Genomic DNA, 22,986 nt, shown 5'->3' with positions numbered 1-22,986 from the left:
GAAAATGGTTTTCATTAACGTTAGCGTACGGGGTGAAGGAGGAACATGTCCGCGCACTGCCAAGTCACCGGCCGAGCCCCGAGCTTCGGCAACTCCGTGTCGCATTCGCACAGGCGTAGTCGTCGCCGCTGGAATCCCAACATCCAGGTCAAGACGTATTACCTGCCGTCGGAGGGGCGCCGGGTCAAGCTCCGAGTGAGCACCAAGGGAATCAAGGTCATCGACCGTGACGGGATCGAGGTTGTCGTGGCGCGGCTGCGCAGGCAAGGGCAGAAGATCTGATGGCGCGCACCGACATCAGGCCTGTCGTCAAACTGCGATCCACGGCAGGAACCGGCTACCCGTACGTCACCCGTAAGAACCGGCGCAACGATCCCGACCGCTTGGTGTTGCGCAAGTACGACCCGGTGATTCGCCGCCACGTCGACTTCCGTGAGGAGCGCTGATGGCCAAGAAATCCAAGATCGCGAAGAACGACCAGCGCCGGCGGACCGTCGAACGGTATGCCGAGCGGCGCGCCGAGTTGAAGGACACGATCCGGCGCGGCACGCCGGAGGAACGAGTCGCGGCCATGGCTGCGCTGCAACGGCTTCCGCGCGACGCCAGTCCTGTGAGGTTGCGCAATCGCGACGCGGTCGACGGCAGGCCGCGCGGACACCTTCGCAAATTCGGGCTGTCCCGAGTGCGGATGCGCGAACTGGCGCACCGCGGCGAACTGCCAGGCGTTTCGAAGTCGAGTTGGTGAGCCGGATGGCCAAGAAGAAACGGGCGCGAAGGCCGCCTGCGCCGGAACCCAAGCGGCAGAAACGGAACCCGCTCAAAGCCGCCGGCGTCAGTGCGATCGACTACAAAGACGTTCACCTGTTGCGGACGTTCATCTCCGAGCGTGGCAAGATACGGTCCCGCCGGGTGACCGGGCTGACGCCGCAGCAGCAGCGACAGGTCGCGATCGCGATCAAGAACGCCCGCGAGATGGCCCTGCTGCCCTTCGGCGACGGGCGCTAGCACCTCATGTGGCAGTATCGGCTCCGACAGGCGACGGCTGCTCGCAACTCTCGGGCGGATCCCCAGAGAGGATGGCCCGCGTGGGAATGTGCATCGCTGCGGAGTTGGCCGAGATCGCCGCCTGCCGCGGCTTTTTCGCGATCACTGTGGCCGGCGACCCGCAGGGATGGCGTCCTGTCGAGAGCTGCTACGCCGACGGGTACGCCGACCTGATCGATGCCACGGCCAAGCGTCACGACACCGTTGACCTCCGTATCGCTGCCTCGCTGGTGCAGTTCAGCCACGCCACCAGGTTGTGGTCACCGGTTCTGGCCTGCGTGTTGACTCACGGTGTCGTTCCCGATCTGACCGGACTCCAGCGCGCCGCGGACACCGCAGCGCTGCGGTTGCCCGAGCCCGTCGGCGTGCCTGTTGAAAGTGACGTGGCGGGCCAGTTGTACCGCACAGTCGTGCAGGAGCACCTCGACGTGTTCGCAGCCGGTCTGCGGGTAAAGGTGGCGCCCGGCCTGCTCGACGGCAATGTCGCGTCCGCCTTGGTCGCGGCGACGCGGGCGCTCTACTGGGCGCGGCCGCAACTGCGCGACCCGGCCACCCGGCTGGCGCGTTCCCTGCTGACGACCGCAAAGCTGTCGGGCACCGGAACAATCAGGTACAACTTGGCGTTCCGCCGCCGGAGTTGCTGTCTGTATTACCGCGTACCCGGCGGATCGAAATGCGCAGACTGCGGACTCATCTCGTCGACCGCCGTGAGCTGAAGGTCAGTACGCATACGGGTTAGCGGGCGGATCGATGCGTGCCTGGCTGAGGACTTCCATCGTCGGAATCGATCGTCGGCTCGAATCACTCTGTCCCGGCGGGATTCTCCCCTCTACCCTGAGCCAGGTGTCCTCGGGATACGCCGCAATCTGTTGTGCGGCAGGCCCGCTCAATCGGATCTGGGCAAGCCGAGCGTCGGCCGCGCAACAGAAGATCACCACCCGCGCCAGGTCGGTGCGCCCGTCCACCTTGAGGGTGAAGCCGCTGACGGTGAGCAGCCTACCGTCGAGGGTGTTGGCCGAATCCTGCGCAACGCGCACCAATACCTCGGGCAACGACAGCACCGGCGCACGCTCGTCGGGCAGTGGTGGGAAGGGCCGCCGCAGCACCTCGGTGGACACCTCGGTGACTGACGGCGCCGCGGCCTGCGGTGAGATGGCAGGCGGAATGACGATGCCAAGCAACGCAATCGGCACGACAAGCAGCCACACGATGCCGGGCCGGTGAGTGTGGCCGTGATCGTGTTCGTCGTCGGCCTGCCGGCTCCTGACGTCGCGCACGATCGAGATCAGCGCGAGCACGATGAGCAATGCCGCCGACGCAACCAGCCACGGCAGCAGTGACGGTTTGACGTATCGGGTGTACGTGCCGGTCACCGTGATCAACGCGATACTGACGCCGATCAGCAACAGGACGGCGTTCTCCGTTTCCCGACTCATTGCGCGCCCAACATCAACAGCCCGACGCCCGTGGCGGCCAGTGTCGCGACAACAAGTGTCGCGGGGGCGAATCGCACTGCGAATGCCCGGCCGAACATCCCGGTCTGCATCGCGAACAATTTGAGGTCAACCGCCGGGCCCACGACGAGAAAGACCAGCCGCGGCAGCAAGGGAAGCATCGTCAGGCTGGCAGCCACGAACGCGTCGGCCTCCGAACACAACGACAGCACCACGGCCAGCAACGCCATCGTCAGGATGCCGAGGATCAACTGGCCGGCAAGATGCTCGAAGAGCCACGGCGGAACGACGACTTGCAGAACCGCCGCCGCTGCCGCCCCTATCACGAGAAACGAGGCAGCCTGCAGGAAGTCGTGGCGGGCCGCCTCGGTGAAGACTGCCCACCTCGATCCCTCGCCCTGGCGGATTGCCGGTAACCGGCGGGTGATCCACTCGCCGCGGCCGAACCGCGACCACAACGCACCCATGGCCAAGGCCGTCAGCAGCGACGCAATGCACCGGGCGGCCACCATTTGCGGCTGGCCGGGGAACGCGACAGCGGTGGCCACCAGCACCACGGGGTTGATGGCCGGCGCCGCCAACATGAACGTCAGCGCGGCGGCCCCGACCGCTCCCTCGCCGAACAGCCGACGCGCCACGGGAACCGAGCCGCACTCGCATCCGGGCAACGCTGCGCCGCCGACACCCGCGGTGAGGATCGCCGCGGCGGGCCGGCGGGGCAACCACCGCGCCAGCCGGTCCGGTGAGACGAACGCGGCAACCAGTCCGCTGATCACCACGCCCAGCGCCAGGAACGGGATGGCCTGTACGAAGATCCCACAGAACACTGTGGCTGCGGTGGCGAGATCCGGTGTGCCGACGACGAAACCGCGCAGCGCCCCACCGAACACCGCCAGCGCCACGATGCCCAGCACCAGAATCTGCATGGAACCGATCCGCCGGCGCAGGTCCAGCAGACTGGTGGTCACGCGGCCATCTTGCCAGCATCATCCGCGATAAGGTGAACCCATGGCGATACAAGCGCTCGTGGCAAAGGCAGCGACAACGGTGGTCACCGGCGCGGTCGGAGTCGCCGCTTACGACTTACTTCGCAAGGGTCTTGCGAAGGTGCCGGTCCGCGAGGTGAGCGTGACGGCGGCCGAATGGACGTTGCGCGGCACCCGTAAGGCGGAGGAGACCGCTGAGACCGCCCGGTTGAACATCGCGGACGTGATGGCCGAGGCGCGCGAGCGTATGGGCGAAGAGGTGCCGCCACCGGCCGTCGGCGAATCTGATCACGCTCACGAGCACTGACCTCTTGGAGCCGTTGACCGTCGTCTCCGACGCTGCGGGACGGATGCGAGTCATTGTGCCCTGGCTGCGGTCCGACTCGCGGACAGCCGTCGCCGTCGAGGAGTCAGTCGACAAGGTCGCGGGCGTGCGCGCCGTGCACGCCTTCCCTCGAACCGGATCGGTCGTGGTGTGGTACTCGCCGCGCCGATGTGAGTCCGTGGCTGTCCTGGAGGCGATCACCGCGGCGCGTGAGGTGCCGGCGGCCCTGGTTCCGGCCCGCACGCCGCGGTCGGCCGACATTCGTAACGCGGATGTGCTCCGGATGACGATCGGCGGGATCGCGCTCACACTGCTCGGGATTCGACGTTACGGCCTCGGGAGGCCACCGCTGCTTGGGCCGACCAGCAGGACATTCGCGACCGGGGCGACGATCATCACCGGTTATCCGTTCCTTCGCGGCGCATTACGATCGCTGCGCGGCGGAAAGTCGGCCGGCACCGATCTCTTGGTTTCGGCGGCCACCATCGCGAGCCTGGTACTGCGGGAGAACGTGGTAGCGCTGACGGTGCTCTGGTTGCTCAACATCGGCGAGTACCTTCAAGACCTGACACTACGTCGCACCCGGCGGGCGATCGCGAACCTCCTGCAGGGTAATCAGGACACCGCGTGGGTTCGGCTCGCAGACGGCACGGAGGTCCAGGTGGCGGCCGACTCGGTGCAGATCGGCGACCACGTGGTGGTGCACGAGCAGGTGGCCGTCCTGGTCGACGGGGAAGTGGTGGACGGCGAAGCCATCGTCGATCAGTCGGCTATCACCGGTGAGACACTGCCTGTCAGCGTGACGTCCGGCGCGCGGGTGCACGCCGGTTCTGTTGTCCTACGTGGACGCCTCGTCGTACACGCCAGAGCCGTTGGCCGGGAGACCACTATCGGCCGGATTGTCACCCGCGTCGAGGAGGCCCAGCAGCACCGGGCGCCTATCCAGACCGTCGGAGAGAACTTCTCAAGACGCTTCGTGCCCGCTTCGTTTTTGATGTCCGCTGTGACGCTGGTACTCACCGGCGATGTGCGCCGCGCGATGACGATGCTTCTTGTCGCCTGCCCGTGCGCGGTCGGCCTCGCTACCCCCACCGCGATCAGCGCCGCCATCGGCAACGGCGCCCGCCGGGGCATTCTGATCAAGGGCGGAGCTCACCTCGAGGAGGCGGGCCGAGTCGATGCAGTGGTGTTCGACAAGACGGGCACTCTCACCCTCGGCAAGCCGGTTGTCACCAATATTGTTGCCTTGCACGATGATTGGGAGCCAGAACAGGTTCTGGCGTATGCGGCCAGTTCTGAGATTCACTCCCGGCACCCGCTGGCCGAAGCAGTGATTCGTTCGACCGAGGAGCGGCACATCGCGATTCCGCCGCACGAAGAGTGTGAGGTTCTCGTCGGTCTGGGCATGCGGACCATCGCCGACGGCCGAACGCTGCTCCTGGGTAGCCCGTCACTGCTGGCGCGCGAGGACGTCGAGGTGACAGCCAAGGCGGTGGACTGGGTGACCAGACTGCAGCGACAGGCCGAGACTCCGTTGCTGCTGGCCGTCGACGGCGCGCTGGTCGGTCTGATCAGCCTGCGCGACGAGCTGCGGCCGGAAGCCAAGTCGGTGTTGGCAGATCTGCGCGCGAACGGAATTCGGCGGATCGTGATGTTGACAGGTGACCACCCGGCCACGGCCCGAGCCGTAGCCGATGAACTCGGTATCGATGAGTGGCGGGCCGAGACGCTTCCCGAGGACAAACTCGAGGTGGTGCACGCGCTACGCGACGAGGGCTACGTCGTCGCCGTCGTGGGAGACGGTGTCAATGACGCGCCGGCGCTCGCCGCGGCCGATATCGGTATCGCCATGGGACTCGGTGGCACGGACGTGGCCGTTGAAACGGCAGACGTCGCCCTGGCAAGTGACGACCTACGGCGGCTGCTCGACGTTCGGATGCTCGGTGGCCGCGCCGTCGAAGTCATCCGGCAGAACTACGGTATGTCCATCGCGGTCAACACATTCGGTCTTCTGCTGGGCGCCGGCGGCGGTCTGTCCCCGGTGCTCGCGGCGATCCTGCACAATGCTTCATCGGTCGCGGTCGTGACGAACAGCTCACGACTGATCCGTTATCAATTGGTGGACCGCAGCGACGATTCCGAGCGATCAGACGAACGGCCTGATCTCGGCGCCGTCGGCTAGCAGCCGTTCGCGTACCGCGGTCGCGATCTGCACCGCCCCCGGTGAATCCCCGTGTACGCAGATCGATTCGACGGTGATCGGGATCGTGGACCCGTCGACGGCGTCGACCCGGCCGGAACCGACCATCGATGACACGCGTTCGGCGATCTGTGCAGTGTCATGAAGCACCGCATTGCGTTCACGGCGCGATACCAATTGCCCATCCGGACGGTAAGACCGGTCGGCGAACGCCTCAGGCACGGTGCGCAAACCGAGCTCCTCGGCCTCTCGGAAGAACGCCGACCCGGCGAGCCCGAGTACCGGCAGATCTGAGTCGACGGCACGCACCGCCTCGGCAACAGCGCGTGCCTGCTCACTATGGGTGACGACCGTGTTGTACAGCGCGCCATGGGGTTTGACGTAGCTGACGGTCGAGCCCGCTGCGTGTGCGAGTGCTTGCAGCGCGCCGATCTGGTAGATGACGTCGGCGGTCAGATCCTCGGGTGTGGAATCGATGAAGCGGCGGCCGAAACCGGCGAGATCGCGGTAGCTCACCTGGGCGCCGATGCGAACGTCGCGTCCGGCCGCCGCGCGGCACGTCCGGGCCAGGGTTGCCGCGTCGCCTGCATGGAACCCGCAGGCCACGTTGGCGCTGGTGACGACGTCGAGCATGGCGTCGTCGTCGCCTAACCGCCACACCCCGAAGCTCTCGCCGAGGTCGGCATTGAGATCAACAGCAGGCATGACTCCAGCCTAGGCCGGTTCCGAAGCCGTCCATCTGTTCTCGGCGATGAATTGGTCGAGCGGCCTCGCGACGGTCCATTCGTCAATCTCCAGCTGGGGGCGGTCGGGGAATTCCGGTACCGGTCCTAGACACAGGATCGCGACCGCGTCGGCGTCGTCGGGTAGACCGAGCAGGTCGCCGAGCCGGCTTGGATCGAACAACGACACCCATCCCATTCCGAGTCCTTCCGCACGCGACGCCAACCACATGTTCTGGATCGCGCACGACACGGACGCGAGGTCCATCTGCGGCAGCGTGCGTCGACCGAAGACGTGCGCCTGCCTACCGTCGCCGAGTGCGACAACGAACAGTTCGGCGCATTCGAGAATCCCCTCGACTTTCAACGCCAGGAACTCTTCGGCGCGTGCGCCCAGCGCGCTGGCCGTGAGCGCTCGTTCCTCGTCGACCAAAGCATGAATGCTGCGCCGCAACTCCTGATCTGTGATCCGGATGAATCTCCACGGCTGCATCAGCCCCACGCTCGGCGCAGCGTGCGCCGCTTGGAGCAGGCGGACCAGCACGTCCTCTGGAACGGCTGCGCCACGGACGAAGCGCCGCATATCCCGGCGTTCGGCGATGACCCGATAGATCGCTCGTCGCTCTGCCGGACTGAACGTATGCTCGCTCATTTCCGTCAGCCTAGGGTCAGTGCCGCGGCCAGGTTCGATTCGGTAAGTACGTCGGACGGTGTCCCGGTAGCCAGCACACGCCCGCCGCCGAGCAACACACACAGGTCGAAGCGCCCCGCCAGTTCGACATCATGGGTCGCAGCCACCACGGTCGTGCCTGCCCTGGCGAGTCGATCGACGTGAAACCGTAGGCGTTCTCTCGACTCTGCGTCGAGACCGACCGTCGGCTCGTCGAGCAACACGATCGGTGACTCCTGGGCGAAGGTCTGTGCCAGGAGAGTGCGTTGCCGTTGCCCACCGGACAGGCTCCCGAGCCGCCGTCGGCGAAGATCGTCGAGATCGAAAGCGGCGATCCAGTAGTCGACGATGGCACGGTCTGCATTCGACGCCCGCCTCCATAGGCCCAGGCTGCGCCACCTACCCATCGCGACGGCCTCGGCGACCGTGATGGGGAACGTCTCGCTGACCTGGTTGTGCTGGACCGCCAGTGCGATCCCCTCTGGATTGCGCACGTCAATCGACCCCGACTGGGGCCGGAGTGTGCCGGCGATCAACCCGAGCAGAGTCGACTTGCCTGACCCGTTCGCGCCGATGACAGCTGTCCCCATGCTTCCCGGGACCTGCAACGTCAACTCGTCGAAGACCTGGGTCCCGTTGTAGCCGAAGCTCACTCGTTCAAGCCGTATGCCGTCAGCCATCGGACACCCTGTCAATTGAAAATGATTATCGTTAATGATAAGAGTTTACGGGTGCTCCGCTGGCTGTTGGACCCGTTCCACTCTGACGTCGTGCAGCGAGCGTTGATCGCCGGTGCGATCGTGGCGTTCCTGTGCGCGATCGTCGGCACCTGGGTGGTTCTGCGCGGCTCGGCGTTCCTCGGCGATGCAATGTCTCACGGGGTGCTGCCCGGCGTCGCAGTGGCATCTCTGCTCGGGGGCAACATCTTCGTCGGCGCGATGATCGCCGCCCTCGCGATGGCGTACGGCGTCTCCACCGTCAGCGGGGCATCCCGGCTGTCCGCTGATACCAGCATCGGCCTGCTGTTGGTCGGCATGCTCGCTACCGGTGTGATCATCGTTTCGCACTCGCAGAGCTACGCGGTCGACCTGACCGGGTTCCTCTTCGGTGACGTGCTCGCAGTTCGAACGAGTGACATCGCCTTCCTCACGGTGGCGTTGCTGCTGACCACGGCAGTCGCGATTGTCGGGCGGCGGGCCTTTGTCGCGGCCACCTTCGACACCCGTAAGGCCACCACCTTGGGGCTGCGTCCGACGTTGGCCGCGGCGGTGCTGACCGTGCTCGTTGCGGTGGCGATCGTCGCGTCGTTCCGCGTCGTCGGGACGCTACTGGTGTTCGGCCTCTTGATAGCGCCGCCGGCGGCGGCCGCTATCTGGGCTAACGCGATCCCGCGAATCATGGCCGTCGCCGCGGTGATCGGCGTCGCGGCGGTAGGCCTCGGGTTGGTCGTCTCTTGGTACGCCGGAACCGCCGGGGGGGCGACGATCGCCGCCACCGCGGTGGGGATCTTCTTCATCTCGTTTGGCGCTGCGGCGTTACGTCGCCATGTCGCCAAAGCCGGCGCACTGCTCATGGCGGCGGTATTCGTCGCCGGTTGTGGCGGCGGCGGCGAGGAGACGGCGGCGACCACGGCGCCTGCTGTCGATGACCACGAGGCGCCGCCAGCCGGAGCTCAGGAGTCGGCGGAGCCGGTGACCAGATTGGTGCTGGTCAACCCGGCTACGGGTGATACTTCCGTCTTCGACGTCCTCGATGAGGCGGAGACCACCGTCGGCCGGTTCGGATCGGTGGAAAAGCTCAGCGGTGACGGCAGATTCGGTTATCTGCACGGGCATGACGAGCTGACGATCGTCGATGCCGGGTCGTGGACGTTCGATCATGGCGACCACAACCATTACTACGTGACGGATCCGGCCCTCGCCGGAACTGTGGGCGTGGCAGCCGCGACCGTCACCGCCGACCAAAAGGTCGCGGTGGTACGGACGGGCGAAGGCGGGGTGCGGCTGCTCAACCGGGACCGGTTGGCAGAGCACGAAACCGATCCCGCCACCGCTGATCTCGGTGCCCGCCGCGACGCCGCGCAGGCGGCCCCGCGTCGAGACGGCGTTCTCATAGTCACTGAAACCGGCAAGTTGGAATTGGTCGACGATGCCGGTGGGGTGCGGCCCTTGCCGGGAAATTGCCCGAGGGCCACGGCACCGATCGTGTTGAGCCGCTCCGTGATATTCGGATGTGCGAACGGCGCGCTGCGCGTCGCGGTGAGTGGTCAAGAGCCTACTGTCACCCCGGTTCCGTTCCCCGCCGGCGGACCCGCGGTGGCGCTCGGCCCGCTGCAGAACCGCGCCCGGCACGACGTGCTGGCGGCGCTTGCCGGTGACGACATCTGGGTGCTGGACAGCGGACGACGAACATGGTCCACGGTGCCGGCGCGCGGCGCCGTCGCAGTCAGCACAGGCGACGACGGTGAGGTGCTGGTGTTGACCCGCGACGGTGTACTGCACGCCGTTGACACCACGTCGGGTGCCGAAACATCTAGTGTGAGGGTCTTTTCGGACGGCTTGCCGGCAGAAGGGCCACCACCGGTGATCGAAGTGGACAGCGAACGCGCCTACGTGAACAACGCGGCAGCTAACCAGATCTACGAAATCGACTACGGCGACCGAATGAGAATTGCGCGAATCCTGGAGACCGACGTCGAGCCCGGCCTGATGGTGAAGGCGGGCAGATGAAGCAGGTCTTGCGCGGTGTCCTGGTCGCTCTGGTCGCACTCCTGAGCGCATGTACCGGAGGTGGCAACGCCCCGTCGTCCGAGCCCCGGATCGTCGTCACTACCAACATCCTTGGTGACGTCGTGCGCAACATCGTCGGCGACACCGCTGAGGTGCGCGTACTGATGAAGCCGAACGCCGACCCGCACTCGTTCGGTATCTCGGCGCAGGAGGCTGCCGCTATGACGACCGCCGACCTCGTGGTCTACAACGGACTCGGTTTGGAGGAGTCGTTGCAGCGACACGTCGATTCAGCCGCTGAAGATGGCGTGCCGACGCTTGCGGTGGGTGACCATGTCGAGCCGATCCGGTACTCGTCGGGTGACAGCGTGGGACGCCCCGATCCGCACTTCTGGACCGACCCGCAGCGCATGCTCGCCGGGACCGACGCCATCGTCGACGCGCTTCGAGAGCGCGTCCCGGACATCGACGTCGAGGAAGTAAGCACGTATGCCGACAACTACCGCAATGAACTGCGGAGACTGTCGGATTCGATGACTGAGCAGTTCGGCAAGATCCCCGCCGAGCGCCGCAAGCTGGTGACCAATCACCATGTGCTCGGATATATGGCACAGCGCTTCGGTTTCACGATCATCGGGGCAATCGTGCCGAGCGGTACCACGCTGGCTTCACCCAGCTCATCAGACCTGGAATCGCTCGCGGGGGCCGTGCGGAGCGCCGGTGTACCCGCCGTGTTCGTCGACTCGTCGCACCCGGACCGGTTGGCGCGTGTGCTCGCCGAAGAGGCCGGGGTGGACGTCGACGTCGTATCGCTGTACAGCGAGTCGCTCAGCGAACCGGGTACCTCCGGCGCCACTTACCTCGACATGATGCGCACCAACACCGAGGCCATCGTGTCTGGACTCACGTCCCGCTGAACCCCTGTCAGACAACCGATTAGGAGATCCATGAACTCGAAACGAACCATGGTGGCAACCTCAGCACTTGCCGCCGCGCTGACAATGGCCGCCTGTGGCGCTGAGGACAAGCCTGCGACCGACAGTGCACCGCCGAAAGTGGACGTCGCCGCGCCGGTGGTCGCGACTTACGACGGCGGCCTCCTCGTCATCGACGGCGAGAGCCTCGAGGTCAAAGCCGACATTCCGATGGATGGCTTCCTGAGAGTGAATCCCGCGGGTGACACCGAGCATGTCCTGGTCTCGACCAGCGAAGGCTTCCAGGTTCTCGACGCCGCCAACGGCCAGATGACGGACACGACGTTCGCCGCGAATGACCCGGGACACGTTGTGCCGCATGGCGAAAACACCGTGCTATTCGCAGATGGCAGCGGAGAGATCACCGTGTTCGATCCGCACCAGTTGACGGATGGCTCACCGAAAGTCAAGACAATGAAGGCGCCACAACCACACCATGGTGTCGCCGTCGTGCTCAGCGACGGAACACAACTACGCAGTGACGGCAACGAGGACACCCGAAGTGGGGCGGTGGCGCTCGACGCCAGTGGCAAAGAGATCGCACGCAGCGCGGAGTGCCCGGGCATTCACGGTGAAGCGGTGGTCGCTGAGGAGACCGCGATGTTCGGTTGCGAGAACGGCGTACTGGCGTTCGCCGACGGTCGGTTCACCAAGATCGCCAGCCCCGGTGAGTACGGTCGCGTCGGCACCATCAAGTCGCATGCCGACTCGGCGGTCGGGTTGGGCGACTTCAAGGTCGATCCAGAAGCGGAGTTGGAGCGCACCGAGCAGTTCGCGTTGATCGACGCGGATGCCAATCAACTCAAGGTCGTGCGGTTACCCGCCTCGGTGAGCTATTCGTGGCGGTCTCTTGCTCGGGGCCCGCATGCCGAAGCACTGATCCTGGGCACCGACGGCAATCTGTATGTCATCGATCCGAACACCGGCGCGACGATGAAGACGATTGCGGTGACTGCCAACTGGACCGAGCCCGAGGACTGGCAGCAACCGCGACCGGCGGTGTTCGCCCGTGGCCATGACATCTTCGTGACGGAGCCAGCGAGCAGGGAACTGCATCTCGTCGACACCGAGGCCGGTGAGGTGACCAAGTCGGTCACGCTCGAGCAGACTCCAAATGAGATCAGCGGCGCACTCGGCCACGAGCACTGATCGTTCACACAAGACAACCGGCGCCGACCCACAGGGGTCGGCGCCGGTTGCTATAGAAGGTTCAGTGCGTGTGGCTGTGGGTTACTCCCCAAGCCGGCAGCGGATCGGGGTAGGCCAGCCATGCTCGCTCACCTTGGGCCATCTCGGCATCGGTCAACAGCGCAGAGTCGAGCAGCTGGGTCAACTTGGCCCGGTCGATGCGAATCCCGATGAACACGATCTCCTGGCTCGGCTTCAGTTCTGTCGTCGACCAGTACTGGGCCAGCTCGATGACGAGGTTCGGGCCGGCCTGATCAGGTCCTCGCGCAGAGTGCAGCAGATGCACCCGTTGGTCAGCTCGACCAGCCTCTCCTCGGTGCGGTCCAGGTGCCCATGGCCAGTCACCAGCGCAGCGTCGATGTTCACTTCGCTCATGTCGTTGACGATCACCGCCACGCGCTTGCCTTCGCGGTTGGCCAGGATGTGGTTGAGCAGCGTGGTCTTGCCTGCGCCGAGGACCCGGACAGCACGGTGACGGGCAGGAGGTCTTGTTTGGCGGTTGACATCCCTTAATGATAATGATCGTCATTATGCAGCACACCCCCACGTGCGCGGACATGGTGAAAACGGTTATCGTTGTCGCCGTGACCACCGCTAAGACCGCCGCCGTCCGCGCCTCGCTCGCCAGCCTTGTGTTAGCCGCACCGTTCGGACTCGCGGCATGCGGGGGAGGCGACGAGTCGGCGACCCCACCCTCGACAGCCGCAGCCGCTCAATGTGTCGTCGAGCCAGTCAACGTCGTTGTCAGCGTCGACCAGTGGGGCGACATCGTCTCCGAACTCGGCGGCGACTGTGCGCGCGTCACCACGGTGCTGGCCAGTTCGGCAGTTGATCCTCATGACTACGAGCCCGCACCGTCGGATGCGGCCAAATTCGGTGGCGCGCAACTGGTGGTCATCAACGGCGGCCACTATGACGAGTGGGCGGCCAAGCTCGCCGCCACGTCGGCGTCGAATGCCCCGGTCGTCGACGCGCTCGAGGCCAGTGGCGCCGAGGCGCCTCACGAAGAGCATGAGGAGGGGCACGGTCACGATCATGGCGACGAAGGCCACGAGGGTGAGCCGAATCCGCACGTCTGGTACAACCCTGCGGCCGTGACCGGTGTGGCCGATGCGGTCACAGCCGAGCTCGGCAAGCTGGCGCCGGATGCTGCGGAGTACTTCGACGAGCGTCGCGCGGCCTTCGCCGAGACGATGAAGCCGTACGATCAAGCCATCGCTTCCATCAAGGCCAGCGCGACGGGCAAGACCTACGCCGCGACGGAGACCGTCTTCGACGATATGGCGAGCGCCCTCGGCCTGACGAACCGCACGCCGCAGGGCTATCAGGCCGCGGCAGCCAATGAGTCAGATCCGTCGCCCGCCGACCTCGACGCGTTCCTGCGCCTGCTCGGCGACGGCGGCGTCGACGCCCTGATTTACAACGTCCAGACAGAAGGCTCTGTGCCGCAACAGCTTCGCGGTGCGGCCGAGCAGGCCGGTGTACCGGTCGTCGAGGTGACCGAGACGGTGCCCTCGGACGCGACGTCCTTCGAGAGCTGGCAGGTGAGCCAGCTGAAAGCGTTGGCCGAGGCCCTTGGTGTCACAACCTGACTCCGATGTCGCGGCGCTGACGTTCGAGGACGTCAGTGCCGCTCGCGGCGGGCGCCTGATCTGGTCCGAGGCGACCTTCGAGGTGCCCGCGGGCGGCATCGTCGCTGTCATCGGCTCCAACGGGGCCGGCAAGACCACGCTGCTGCAGATCGTGCTGGGCCTCATTCCGCCGGGCTGCGGTCGCGTGCGGGTGTTCGGTCAGCCGCCGGGCGAACTCAACCAGGGGATCGGTTACGTTCCGCAGAACTATGCTGCGACCGCGGGGGACGCCGTGCGCGCCCGTGACGCCGTGATGCTCGGGCTGACCGGGCACAGATGGGGATTCGGCCGCTCCTCCCGCTCCGACACCGAACGGGTGGACCAGATGTTGGCGGCCGTGGACGCGACCGCCGTGGCCGACAAGCGTCTGTCCCAGCTCTCCGGTGGTCAGCGCCAGCGCGTCGCGCTGGCCGAGGCGCTGGTGTCCCAACCCAGGATGTTGATCCTCGACGAACCGCTCGCATCGTTGGACCTGCGCAGCCAGCGCGAGATCGTCGCCGTTCTCGACCGCATCAACAAAGAACTCGGAGTGACGGTGCTCGTCGTCGCCCACGACCTCAACCCGCTGTTGGGGGTGCTGACGAGCGCCATCTATTTGCTCGACGGGCACGCCCACTTCGACACACTCGACGGCGTCGTGGACGAGACACTGTTGAGCCACCTGTACGGCACGCGTGTGGAGGTGGTGCACACCCCGCAGGGCGAGCTGTACACGAGGAGGACGCCGTGACCACCGACCTGGTGGCGCTCAGCTACCAGGACAACTGGTTGCAGATCATGACCTCGCCGTTCATGCGCAACGCGCTCGTCGGCGGCACCATCGTCGCGCTGGCCGCCGGCCTCGTCGGGTATTTCGTCGTTGTGCGCAACACCGCATTCGCCGCGCACGCATTGGCGCACATCGGACTTCCAGGAGCGACGGGTGCCGTACTCATCGGACTGCCGGTCGCGTTCGGGCTCGGCGTGTTCTGCATCGGTGGTGCCCTGGTGATCGGTGCGCTGGGGCGCCGCGCCGCCGACCGCGAGGTGGCCACGGGCACTGTACTTGCAATGGCGACCGGCCTGGGCCTGTTCTTCAACTCGATGGCCACCCGAAGTTCGAGCACCATGACCAACGTCTTGTTCGGCAACCTGCTCGCAATCTCGCAGCAGCAGATCGTCTCGTTCGCCGTCCTGCTTGTCGTGCTGGCCCTCAGCATCGGTTTCATCTACCGCCCGCTGCTATTCACCTCGGTCAACGCCCAGGTCGCCGTCGCCAAAGGAGTGCCGGTTCGGGCGCTGTCGATGGTGTTCATGGCACTGCTCGGGTTGGCCGTGACGATGGCGGTACAGGCCGTCGGCACCCTGCTGCTTTTCGCGTTGATCGTCACGCCCGCTGCCGCGGCCATCATGCTGACGCCGAGGCCGGGCGCGGCGATCGCGACCTCAACCGTGATCAGCCTGGCCGCGGTGTGGCTGGGACTTGGCTTCTCGGCGATGTTCAACGCTCCGCCCAGCTTCGTGATCGTGACCATCGCGTGTGGGGTGTGGGGCGTGGTGTGGGCCGTCGAACGCGGGCTGCGTCCAAATGCCGATCGCGTGCTGGTGACCTAGAACTGCCTTGGTATGGGCTAACGTGACCAGGCATGTCGAGGAGTACCACGCCCAGGCGGCGTGCGACCCTTGCCTCCCTCGCCGCCGAGCTCAAGGTTTCGCGCACCACGATCTCCAACGCCTACAACCGGCCCGACCAGCTGTCGGCCGACCTCCGCGAACGGGTGCTCGCCACCGCCAAGCGGCTGGGCTACCCCGGCCCTGACCCGGTCGCGCGCTCACTGCGTACCCGCAAGGCCGGAGCGGTGGGCTTGATGATCACCGAGCCGCTGAACTACTCGTTCTCCGACCCCGCGGCGTTGGATTTCGTTGCCGGACTGGCGGAGTCGTGCGAAGAAGCCGGCCAGGGCCTGCTTTTGGTCGCGGTCGGACCGAACCGCACCGTCAGCGAGGGTTCGGCTGCGGTGCTCGCCGCCGGCGTCGACGGTTTCGTGGTGTACTCCGCGTCCGACGACGATCCGTACCTGTCGATCGTGCAGCAGCGGCAACTGCCGGTGGTGGTGGTCGACCAGCCCCAGGATGTACCCGGCGTGTCCCGGGTCGGCATCGACGACCGTGCGGCGATGCGCAAGGTCGCCGAACACGTTGTGGCCCTAGGCCATACCCAGATCGCATTGCTGACCATGCGGCTGGGACGAGACTGGCCGCACGGCGGGCCGAGCCCGGCCGTTGCCGATCCCCAGCGACTGAGGACTCCGCATTTCCATGTCCAGCGCGAGCGCATCCACGGCGTCACCGACGCGATGGCCGCCGCCGGCCTTGATCCGAACTCGCTGACCGTGGTGGAGAGCTACGAGCACCTGCCCACCTCAGGTGGGGCGGCCGCGGACGTGGCGCTCGAGGCCAATCCCCGAGCGACAGCATTGATGTGCACCGCCGACGTACTCGCCCTGTCGGCGATGGACCACCTGCGGGGGCGCGGTATCTACGTGCCCGGCCAGATGACCGTGACGGGCTTCGACGGAGTGCCGGACGCGCTGGCGAGGGGCCTGACGACGGTGCGTCAGCCGAGCATCGAGAAGGGCAGACGCGCGGGCCACCTGCTGCATCATCCGCCGCGCTCCGGGCTGCCGGTGGTCGAGGCCCTCGACACCGAACTGATCCGCGGCAGGACATCAGGCCCGCCGGCCTAGACCTCGGTCACCTCGGGCGTCGCCCGCCATTGCTCGACCATCGGTCTCAGCCCGTCCACCAGCAACGGCAGGTTCGGCGCCATCGCCAGAGCCGCCACCATGGCGAGCCGACCCGCTGCTTCGGTGACGCGCAGCACCCGCTCGTCGACCGGCCGCAGGCCCAACCTCGACGCGGCCACGTTGTAGGCTGCCACCCCCTCTGGTCCCACCATCGCGAGGTCGGACTCGACGGCCCCCAGCGTGACGAGTTCGAAGTCCGACCACAGCTCGCCGTCAGGCGTGCGAATCATGTTGGCGTACGGCGCATCACCGTGAATAGCCTGGATTCCGGCGCCGGGGAACGTTGACTGGAAGACCGCGCGCGATGTCAGCACCGGCGAGAGAACGGCCCATTCCCGTTGCGCTCGTCGAAGATCGGCGGGGTCGAGCAGCTCGGGCATGTGCGCCAGCTCGGCGAGGCCTTCGGGAATGTAGGTACCGAAGGGGGTCCAGAATCCCAGCCCGTCGCCCTCGTAGTCACGCAGCGCGGCGTGCAACTGCGCGATCTGCCCGATGCGGCGCAGCATGTCCGGTGCGTCGTCGGCAACCTCGTCGACCAGCTCCCAGAACGTCATCGAAAACCCCTCGCGCCGTACGGGTTCGCGGGGTACCAGCGGGCTGGGCGGCACCACCGGGTGGCCGCGATCGGCCAGCCAGCCCGCCACGGCCAGTTCCGAACGTTGTTGCGCTGTCTGTGCTTCTGGCGCAACCGAGTAGGACGGCGGCAGAACGGTCGGCACCCGCACCACCACGGGTGAGGGTTCGAGATGCACGATGACGCTGAAGACGTCGTAGAGCACCCGCGGCCGACTCACTTCGAGTCCGAGGTCGCGGCCCGCAGCGGCCGCCGATGCGACCGCCCTAGTGGTCCGCTCGGCCAGCTCGTCAGCGGTGAGCACGGGCCTCGAGCAGGAATTCCAGTGCGGCGGCGACATCTTCGGGGGAGCCGATCCGATAGGCCGCCAGCGTGTCACCCGGCCCGACCTTCACGCCGACGTCGGACCCGCGCATGCGGCGAAAGGCCTTCTCGTCGGTGACGTCATCGCCGAAAAACACCACGGCCGTCGCGGCGCACTGCTCGCGCAGGATGTCGACGGCCTCGCCCTTGTCCGTGGTGACCACCGCGAACTCCACTACCGCTTTGCCCTCGGTGGGGTGGGCGTCCCACGACCGCGAGGCCGCCCGCGCCTGCTGTAGCGCGGCTTCACCGTCTGCAGGGCTGGCGTTGCGCACGTGCAGGGCGACGCTGGCGGGCTTGGTCTCCACGGTGACGCCCGGCCGCGTGGCGGCGATGTCGCGCAGTTCGGCGGTGATCCGAGCCAGCAGCGCTTCGTCCACCGGATGCGCGAACCCGTTGTCGAACTCGGCGCCGTGGCTGCCGACCAGTTGCACCGTCGCCGGCGCACCCGATAGTTCACGCAGCACGGCCAGTGCGCGGCCGGAGATCAGGGCCACCGACGTGGCGTCCAAATCAGCCAACGCCACAAGGGCTTCCGACGCATTCGAAAGGGGACGGGCGTCGGCCGGATTGTTCACGATCGGCGCCAACGTGCCATCGAAGTCGGAGGTGACCAGGAGCCGCGGCGTTTCGGCTGCCGAGGTCAGTGCGCGCAGCAGGTCGGCCGGCAGATCGCTCACCCGCTAGATCTTAGGGTGCTCCCCGTCGCCGATCAGCAGCCGTACGGCCAGGTCGAGGCGCTTGCTCACGTCGGTCGCCGAGGCGCGGCGGGTCAGCCACGCCAGCAGGTTCGACAGCCACACGTCGGAGATGACGCGCGCGATGTGGTACTGGTCCTCGGTCGGTTCGCCGTCGCTCATGGCGCGGGCGAACATCGAGTCCATCAGCTTGCCGACGTGGTCGACCTCGCCGGCGGCTGAGGCGTCGGCGAACACGAACGCCCGCGTCATCGCCTCGGTCAGCAGAGGATTGCGCTGCATGGCTCGGTTCAGCTTTCCGACCATGATGTTCAGCCGCTGATACGGGGTGCCACCGGATAGCGCCGCGCGGTCGGTCTTGGCGTCGATGCGCTCGAACTCGCGGCCCAGCGCGGACACCAGCAGGTGCACCTTGGACGGGAAGTAGCGGTACAGCGTGCCGACCGCGACGTCAGCGCGTTCGGCGACGGCGCGCATCTGCACCGCCTCGTAGCCGCCCTTGGACGCGATGGCCAGGGTGGCGTCGAGAATCCGCTTGCGGCGTTCGCGCTGTGCTTCGGACCCTAGTTCGGACTCGGCCAGGACGGCCACGTTCATCACCTGACGCGGGCGCGTCTGCGAACCCGAGGGCGGGTTGGTGCTTGCTGGTGACGACATGCGGCCGGCGTCTCCTTCATCGTGCGATCTCGTTCGAAAACGATACGCATGACGATCCTCGTTTTCACAACCCGTGCCGGAAGGGCACCGATGTGTCCTGCTCAGACGGCGTTCGACTTGACGGTCGAACACTGGCAATATTAGAACACGTTCTAGTGAGAAGCAGGGCTTCTCGCCTCAAAGACTAGGAGTCACGGTGACCGCGACGATCACAGACGAGCAGTTTGCGGCTCGCGAACTGGTGCGTAGCTGGGCCGTCGGCTCTGCGGCGGTCGAAGCGACACGTGACATAGAACACGGTAAGGCGGACGCCTGGCGCGGTCCTTACGAGGGTCTCGCGCAACTAGGGCTATTCGGTGTCGCGCTTCCCGAACAGGCCGGCGGGGCCGACGGCACGGCCGAGGATCTGTGCGCGATGGTCGACGAGGCCGCCGCGGCTCTGGTTCCCGGGCCGGTGGCCACCACGGCACTGGCGACCCTGCTCATCCCGACGTCCCACACGGAATTGCTGGAAGCGCTGGCGTCCGGAGAACGCACCGCCGGGGTCGCGTTGACGGCTGACTTGCGATTGTCGGACGGCAAGGTGTCGGGCACCGCGGACTATGTGCTGGGCGCCGACGCGGCTGGTGTGCTCGTGCTGCCCGCCTCTGATGCCGTCGTGCTGATCGACGCGGGCGCCGACGGCGTCGCGATCGAGGCGCACAAGGCGACGGACTTCTCCCGACCGCTGGCGCGAATCGTTTTGGACGAGGTATTCGCCGAGACGCTGCCGGCCTCCACGCAACGCCTCGCGGACCTGGCCGCCACGGTGCTGGCGGCCGAGGCCGCCGGGCTGGCGCGCTGGACGCTGCGCACGGCTACCGAATACGCCAAGGTTCGCGAGCAGTTCGGCAAGCCGATCGGCAGTTTCCAGGCCATCAAGCACATGTGCGCCGAGATGCTCTTGCGTTCCGAACAGGCTGCGGTCGCAGCCACCGATGCGGCAAGGGCCGTCACCAGTGACGACGAGCGGCAACTGTCCATCGCGGCGGCGGTGGCCGCCGCGATCGGAATCGACGCGGCGAAGAAGAACGCAAAGGACTGCATCCAGGTGCTCGGGGGTATCGGCATCACCTGGGAGCATGACGCCCACCTGTATCTGCGCCGCGCGTACGGCATCGCCCACTTCCTCGGCGGGGCGCCGCGCTGGCTGCGCCGTGTCGCGACGTTGACCCAGCAGGGCGTGCGGCGCGAACTGCACATCGACCTCGAGTCGGTCGCGCATCTGCAACCCGAGATCGCCTCCGCCGTCGCCGAAGTCGCTTCGGTGCCCGCCGAGAAGCAACAGGCGGCGCTGGCCGAGACCCGACTGCTGGCACCGCACTGGCCGCCGCCGTTCGGACGCAAAGCAGGCCCCGCCGAACAGTTGCTCATCGATCAGGAGATGGCCAAGGCCGGAGTGACGCGTCCGGATCTGGTGATCGGGTGGTGGGCCGTCCCCACGATCCTCGAACACGGCAGCCAGCAGCAGATCGAGCAGTTCGTCTCTCCGACCCTGCGAGGCGAATTGATCTGGTGTCAGCTGTTCTCCGAGCCTGGCGCAGGGTCCGATCTGGCCGCGCTGCGCACGAAAGCCGTTCGTACCGAGGGTGGTTGGAAGCTCACCGGCCAGAAGGTCTGGACGTCGGCGGCGCACAAGGCACATTGGGGGGTGTGCCTTGCGCGCACCGACGCCGAAGCGCCGAAGCACAAGGGCATCACCTACTTCCTCGTCGACATGAAGTCGCCGGGCCTCGAAATCCGCCCGCTGCGTGAGATCACCGGCGACAACTTGTTCAACGAGGTGTTCTTCGACGAGGTCTTCGTGCCCGACGAGATGGTCGTCGGCCAGGTCAACGACGGGTGGCGGTTGGCCAGGACCACGCTGGCCAACGAGCGCGTCGCGATGGCGGCAGGTACTGCGCTGGGCAACCCGATGGAGGAGTTGCTGCGCACGGTGGCCGAGCTCGACCTCGATGCAGCTGGCCAGGATCAGCTCGGCGCGTTGATCGTGTCAGCTCAGGTCGGGTCCCTGCTGGACCAGAAGATCGCGGAACTGGCCGTGGGAGGCCAGGATCCGGGACCGCAAGCCAGCGCTCGCAAACTCATCGGGGTGCGCTACCGCCAGGCCCTGTCCGAACTGCGCATGGAGCTATCGGAAGGCCACGGCGTCGCCGAGAACCAAGCGGTCTTCGACTTCCTCAATACCCGCTGCCTGACCATCGCTGGCGGCACCGAGCAGATTCTGCTCACCATGGCCGGCGAGCGCCTGCTTGGCCTACCGCGTTAGCGTCAGCCGAACGAGGCCTGCGCGCACGCGTCCGGCGAGGTGAGGTTCACCCCGGCGTAGACCACCTGAATGTGCGAGCACACGATCAGCGGAACGTCCGTCCTCTTCTGTCCGGTGCGCCAGTCCGTGGGCCAGGTGTTGCCCCGCAGAATGAACTTCTCGGGCGGCCCGCCGCCGAAGTACACCGTCGACAACTCGACGTCGGTGATGGACTTAAACAACCGGGTGTTGGGCGCATTGAACTGGGTCTCCACCCAGACGCCGCGGTCCATCGTGCGAACCGTGGTGGTCTGGCGGGCGTACAGGTCGCCGGGAAAGCCGATCACACCCTGCGGCGTGCGCAGATTGGCGGCCGTGTTCCATAAGCAGTTGGCTTCGGCGGCAATGCAATTGGCGGTGACATGCATCTCCAGCGTGGTGGTCGGATTTACCGGGATCGACGCGTCACCGGTGTCGACCGCGGCAGACGCCACCGGAAGCGGCATGAGCGCCAGGGCCGAGATCACCGCCAGCCAGCCGATCAATCGCTTCGTCACACTGCTCCCCTCCGGAGCCGCTCGCGGCGACATCCCACTCACGTGCGGCGAATGTTAGCCCGCGCGCTATTCGTCATAGGTGACTTCGACCGAATCCGACAGCGGTTTGGCCTGGCATCCGAGAATCAACCCCTCGTCGAGGTCGGACTGCTCGAGTACGTCGTTGATGTCCATGTCGACCTCGCCGCTCTTCTTCAGAACCGCGCATGCCCCGCAGTGACCCTCGCGGCAAGAGAACGGCGCGTCGAGGCCCTTGTCGAGAAGCACGTCGAGCAGCTTGGCGTTGCGCGGCCACCGCACTTCCTGGGTCTCGCCGTCGAGCGTGACGATCGCGGTGGCCGGCCCCTGCTCGCTGTCGTCCTCCTCGATCACCACTGCGGCGAACGGGTCGGAGTCCAGCGACTTGAACACCTCGATGTGAATGCTCTGCGTGCCGACGTTCTTGAGCGCCTCTTCCGCCGCGGCCATGAACGGCCCCGGACCGCAGATGTAGGCGTCGTGTCCGGCGTACGGCGCGGCCAGCGCTGCCAGTGCGGCCGCGCTCGGCAGGCCCTGAACACTCTCCAACCAGTGCACGACGGTAAGTCGGTCCGGATACTTGGCCGTCAGTTCGCGCAGCGTGGTGCCGAAGATCACCGAGTTCTCGTCGCGGTTGGCGTAGATCATCACGACCTTGCCGCTGCCTTCGGCGAGCGCCGACTTACAGATCGACATCATCGGCGTGACGCCACTGCCGGCGGCCATCAGCAGAAAGTCGCTCTCCAGCGACTTGGGCACGAACGTGCCCGACGGCGCCAGCACGTGCATCCGCATGCCTGGGTGGGCGTGTTCGCACAGCCAGTTCGACGCGTACCCGTCGGCGGTGCGCTTGACGGTGACGGTCATCGGGTCGCCGGTGAACGGGGAGCTGCACAGCGAGTAGCAGCGCGCCACCGAGCCCGTGCGCTCGCTGGGCACGCGCAGCGTCAAGAACTGGCCGGGCGCGTACCGCAACCGCTCGGCAGGGATGTCCACCCCGTCTGGAACGCAGAACACCAGGGAGCGGGCGTCGTCGGTCTCCTCGACCACCTCGGCCACCTGCAGCTCGAGCACGTGGCCACCGAGCGGCTCGTCCGTCACCTAACGCCCCTTCTACGTGTCA

At 66.5% G+C, this 22,986-nt stretch carries 26 protein-coding genes and 1 pseudogene; 15 read left to right on the top strand and 12 right to left on the bottom strand.

What is annotated here, in order from left to right:
- Positions 1–45 precede the first annotated feature (45 nt).
- From rpmB to N4S67_RS05730, 5 genes are all read left to right on the top strand, one after another.
- The gene (rpmB, locus tag N4S67_RS05750; protein WP_260991923.1) at positions 46–282 is read left to right on the top strand and encodes a 50S ribosomal protein L28; all 237 of its coding nucleotides are present in this window, start codon (positions 46–48) and stop codon (positions 280–282) included.
- Complete coding sequence (gene rpmG, locus N4S67_RS05745) at positions 282–446, top strand: 50S ribosomal protein L33 (RefSeq protein WP_260991922.1); 165 nt, start codon at positions 282–284, stop codon at positions 444–446. The genes rpmB and rpmG overlap by 1 nt, the downstream gene beginning before the upstream one ends.
- Positions 446–745 (top strand): 30S ribosomal protein S14, encoded by a 300-nt coding sequence (gene rpsN / locus N4S67_RS05740; protein ID WP_260991921.1) that lies wholly within the window; start codon positions 446–448, stop codon positions 743–745. The genes rpmG and rpsN overlap by 1 nt, the downstream gene beginning before the upstream one ends.
- 5 nt (positions 746–750) lie before the next feature.
- Positions 751–1,005, top strand: a complete 255-nt coding sequence (gene rpsR / locus N4S67_RS05735) for a 30S ribosomal protein S18 (protein ID WP_260991920.1) — start codon at positions 751–753, stop codon at positions 1,003–1,005.
- A gap of 86 nt (positions 1,006–1,091) precedes the next feature.
- Positions 1,092–1,760: a (2Fe-2S)-binding protein gene (locus N4S67_RS05730; protein ID WP_260992077.1), complete on the top strand. Its 669-nt coding sequence runs from the start codon at positions 1,092–1,094 to the stop codon at positions 1,758–1,760.
- A gap of 3 nt (positions 1,761–1,763) precedes the next feature.
- Here the strand turns inward: N4S67_RS05730 and N4S67_RS05725 are convergent, their stop codons facing one another.
- Positions 1,764–2,480, bottom strand: coding sequence for a TIGR03943 family putative permease subunit (locus N4S67_RS05725; RefSeq protein ID WP_260991919.1), 717 nt, complete (start codon positions 2,478–2,480; stop codon positions 1,764–1,766).
- Positions 2,477–3,424 (bottom strand): permease, encoded by a 948-nt coding sequence (locus tag N4S67_RS05720; RefSeq protein ID WP_260992076.1) that lies wholly within the window; start codon positions 3,422–3,424, stop codon positions 2,477–2,479. The genes N4S67_RS05725 and N4S67_RS05720 overlap by 4 nt, the downstream gene beginning before the upstream one ends.
- Positions 3,425–3,506: 82 nt before the next feature.
- Between N4S67_RS05720 and N4S67_RS05715 the strand changes: the two genes are divergently transcribed.
- Both N4S67_RS05715 and N4S67_RS05710 read left to right on the top strand, forming a co-directional pair.
- Positions 3,507–3,791 (top strand): DUF1490 family protein, encoded by a 285-nt coding sequence (locus N4S67_RS05715; RefSeq protein ID WP_260991918.1) that lies wholly within the window; start codon positions 3,507–3,509, stop codon positions 3,789–3,791.
- A 43-nt stretch (positions 3,792–3,834) separates the two neighbouring features.
- Positions 3,835–5,991, top strand: a complete 2,157-nt coding sequence (locus N4S67_RS05710) for a heavy metal translocating P-type ATPase (RefSeq protein ID WP_260991917.1) — start codon at positions 3,835–3,837, stop codon at positions 5,989–5,991.
- Here N4S67_RS05710 and N4S67_RS05705 read toward each other — a convergent pair.
- Genes N4S67_RS05705 through aztA form a run of 3 tightly spaced genes read right to left on the bottom strand, consistent with a single transcriptional unit; the run spans position 5,956 to position 8,081 of the window.
- Positions 5,956–6,714 carry a LamB/YcsF family protein gene (locus tag N4S67_RS05705; protein ID WP_260991916.1) on the bottom strand — a complete coding sequence of 253 codons (759 nt, stop codon included), beginning with the start codon at positions 6,712–6,714 and terminating at the stop codon, positions 5,956–5,958. The genes N4S67_RS05710 and N4S67_RS05705 overlap by 36 nt on opposite strands.
- A gap of 9 nt (positions 6,715–6,723) precedes the next feature.
- On the bottom strand, positions 6,724–7,383 hold the full coding sequence (bluB, locus tag N4S67_RS05700; protein ID WP_260991915.1) for a 5,6-dimethylbenzimidazole synthase: 660 nt from the start codon (positions 7,381–7,383) through the stop codon (positions 6,724–6,726).
- 5 nt (positions 7,384–7,388) lie between these two features.
- Complete coding sequence (aztA, locus tag N4S67_RS05695; protein WP_260991914.1) at positions 7,389–8,081, bottom strand: zinc ABC transporter ATP-binding protein AztA; 693 nt, start codon at positions 8,079–8,081, stop codon at positions 7,389–7,391.
- A gap of 51 nt (positions 8,082–8,132) precedes the next feature.
- On the opposite strand from aztA, the gene aztB reads away from it, so the two are divergent.
- From aztB to aztD, 3 genes are read left to right on the top strand one after another with little or no spacing between them, the layout of a single operon-like run.
- A complete protein-coding gene (aztB, locus tag N4S67_RS05690; protein WP_260991913.1) occupies positions 8,133–10,130 on the top strand; it encodes a zinc ABC transporter permease AztB in 1,998 nt (665 codons plus the stop codon).
- Positions 10,127–11,047: a zinc ABC transporter substrate-binding protein AztC gene (gene aztC, locus N4S67_RS05685; RefSeq protein ID WP_260991912.1), complete on the top strand. Its 921-nt coding sequence runs from the start codon at positions 10,127–10,129 to the stop codon at positions 11,045–11,047. Before aztB ends, aztC begins: the two co-directional genes overlap by 4 nt.
- 30 nt (positions 11,048–11,077) lie before the next feature.
- Positions 11,078–12,253: a zinc metallochaperone AztD gene (gene aztD / locus N4S67_RS05680; protein ID WP_260991911.1), complete on the top strand. Its 1,176-nt coding sequence runs from the start codon at positions 11,078–11,080 to the stop codon at positions 12,251–12,253.
- A gap of 61 nt (positions 12,254–12,314) precedes the next feature.
- Here aztD and N4S67_RS28025 read toward each other — a convergent pair whose 3' ends face one another.
- Positions 12,315–12,578 (bottom strand): GTP-binding protein, encoded by a 264-nt coding sequence (locus N4S67_RS28025; RefSeq protein ID WP_260991910.1) that lies wholly within the window; start codon positions 12,576–12,578, stop codon positions 12,315–12,317.
- Positions 12,545–12,798 (bottom strand): annotated as a pseudogene (locus N4S67_RS28020) (GTP-binding protein); the annotation flags it as partial. The pseudogene N4S67_RS28020 and the gene N4S67_RS28025, both read right to left, overlap by 34 nt.
- Positions 12,799–12,849: 51 nt before the next feature.
- On the opposite strand from N4S67_RS28020, the gene N4S67_RS05665 reads away from it, so the two are divergent.
- Genes N4S67_RS05665 through N4S67_RS05650 form a run of 4 tightly spaced genes read left to right on the top strand, consistent with a single transcriptional unit; the run spans position 12,850 to position 16,649 of the window.
- Positions 12,850–13,884, top strand: a complete 1,035-nt coding sequence (locus N4S67_RS05665; protein WP_390893228.1) for a metal ABC transporter solute-binding protein, Zn/Mn family — start codon at positions 12,850–12,852, stop codon at positions 13,882–13,884.
- Positions 13,871–14,653 (top strand): metal ABC transporter ATP-binding protein, encoded by a 783-nt coding sequence (locus N4S67_RS05660; protein ID WP_260991909.1) that lies wholly within the window; start codon positions 13,871–13,873, stop codon positions 14,651–14,653. Before N4S67_RS05665 ends, N4S67_RS05660 begins: the two co-directional genes overlap by 14 nt.
- Positions 14,650–15,516, top strand: coding sequence for a metal ABC transporter permease (locus N4S67_RS05655; protein ID WP_260991908.1), 867 nt, complete (start codon positions 14,650–14,652; stop codon positions 15,514–15,516). The genes N4S67_RS05660 and N4S67_RS05655 overlap by 4 nt, the downstream gene beginning before the upstream one ends.
- 32 nt (positions 15,517–15,548) lie before the next feature.
- Complete coding sequence (locus N4S67_RS05650; protein WP_260991907.1) at positions 15,549–16,649, top strand: LacI family DNA-binding transcriptional regulator; 1,101 nt, start codon at positions 15,549–15,551, stop codon at positions 16,647–16,649.
- On the opposite strand, the gene N4S67_RS05645 is transcribed toward N4S67_RS05650, so the two are convergent.
- Genes N4S67_RS05645 through kstR form a run of 3 tightly spaced genes read right to left on the bottom strand, consistent with a single transcriptional unit; the run spans position 16,646 to position 18,935 of the window.
- A complete protein-coding gene (locus tag N4S67_RS05645; RefSeq protein ID WP_260991906.1) occupies positions 16,646–17,587 on the bottom strand; it encodes an aminoglycoside phosphotransferase family protein in 942 nt (313 codons plus the stop codon). The two genes, N4S67_RS05650 and N4S67_RS05645, sit on opposite strands and share 4 nt — an antisense overlap.
- Complete coding sequence (gene otsB, locus N4S67_RS05640; protein ID WP_260991905.1) at positions 17,574–18,326, bottom strand: trehalose-phosphatase; 753 nt, start codon at positions 18,324–18,326, stop codon at positions 17,574–17,576. The genes N4S67_RS05645 and otsB overlap by 14 nt, the downstream gene beginning before the upstream one ends.
- Positions 18,327–18,329: 3 nt before the next feature.
- Complete coding sequence (gene kstR, locus N4S67_RS05635; protein ID WP_260992074.1) at positions 18,330–18,935, bottom strand: cholesterol catabolism transcriptional regulator KstR; 606 nt, start codon at positions 18,933–18,935, stop codon at positions 18,330–18,332.
- A gap of 262 nt (positions 18,936–19,197) precedes the next feature.
- On the opposite strand from kstR, the gene N4S67_RS05630 reads away from it, so the two are divergent.
- Entirely contained in the window at positions 19,198–21,309 is a 2,112-nt protein-coding gene (locus tag N4S67_RS05630; protein ID WP_260991904.1) for an acyl-CoA dehydrogenase, read from the top strand.
- 2 nt (positions 21,310–21,311) lie between these two features.
- On the opposite strand, the gene N4S67_RS05625 is transcribed toward N4S67_RS05630, so the two are convergent.
- Positions 21,312–21,845, bottom strand: coding sequence for a hypothetical protein (locus N4S67_RS05625; RefSeq protein WP_260991903.1), 534 nt, complete (start codon positions 21,843–21,845; stop codon positions 21,312–21,314).
- Between the two features lie 66 nt (positions 21,846–21,911).
- On the bottom strand, positions 21,912–22,964 hold the full coding sequence (locus N4S67_RS05620) for a ferredoxin--NADP reductase (RefSeq protein ID WP_260991902.1): 1,053 nt from the start codon (positions 22,962–22,964) through the stop codon (positions 21,912–21,914).
- Between the last annotated feature and the right edge of the window lie 22 nt (positions 22,965–22,986).

Source organism: Mycobacterium deserti, from assembly GCF_025345615.1.
Classification (GTDB): Bacteria; Actinomycetota; Actinomycetes; order Mycobacteriales; family Mycobacteriaceae; genus Mycobacterium; species Mycobacterium deserti.
Note: the sequence above shows the minus strand (reverse complement) of the source record. Positions and strands in the feature narration are given on the sequence as shown.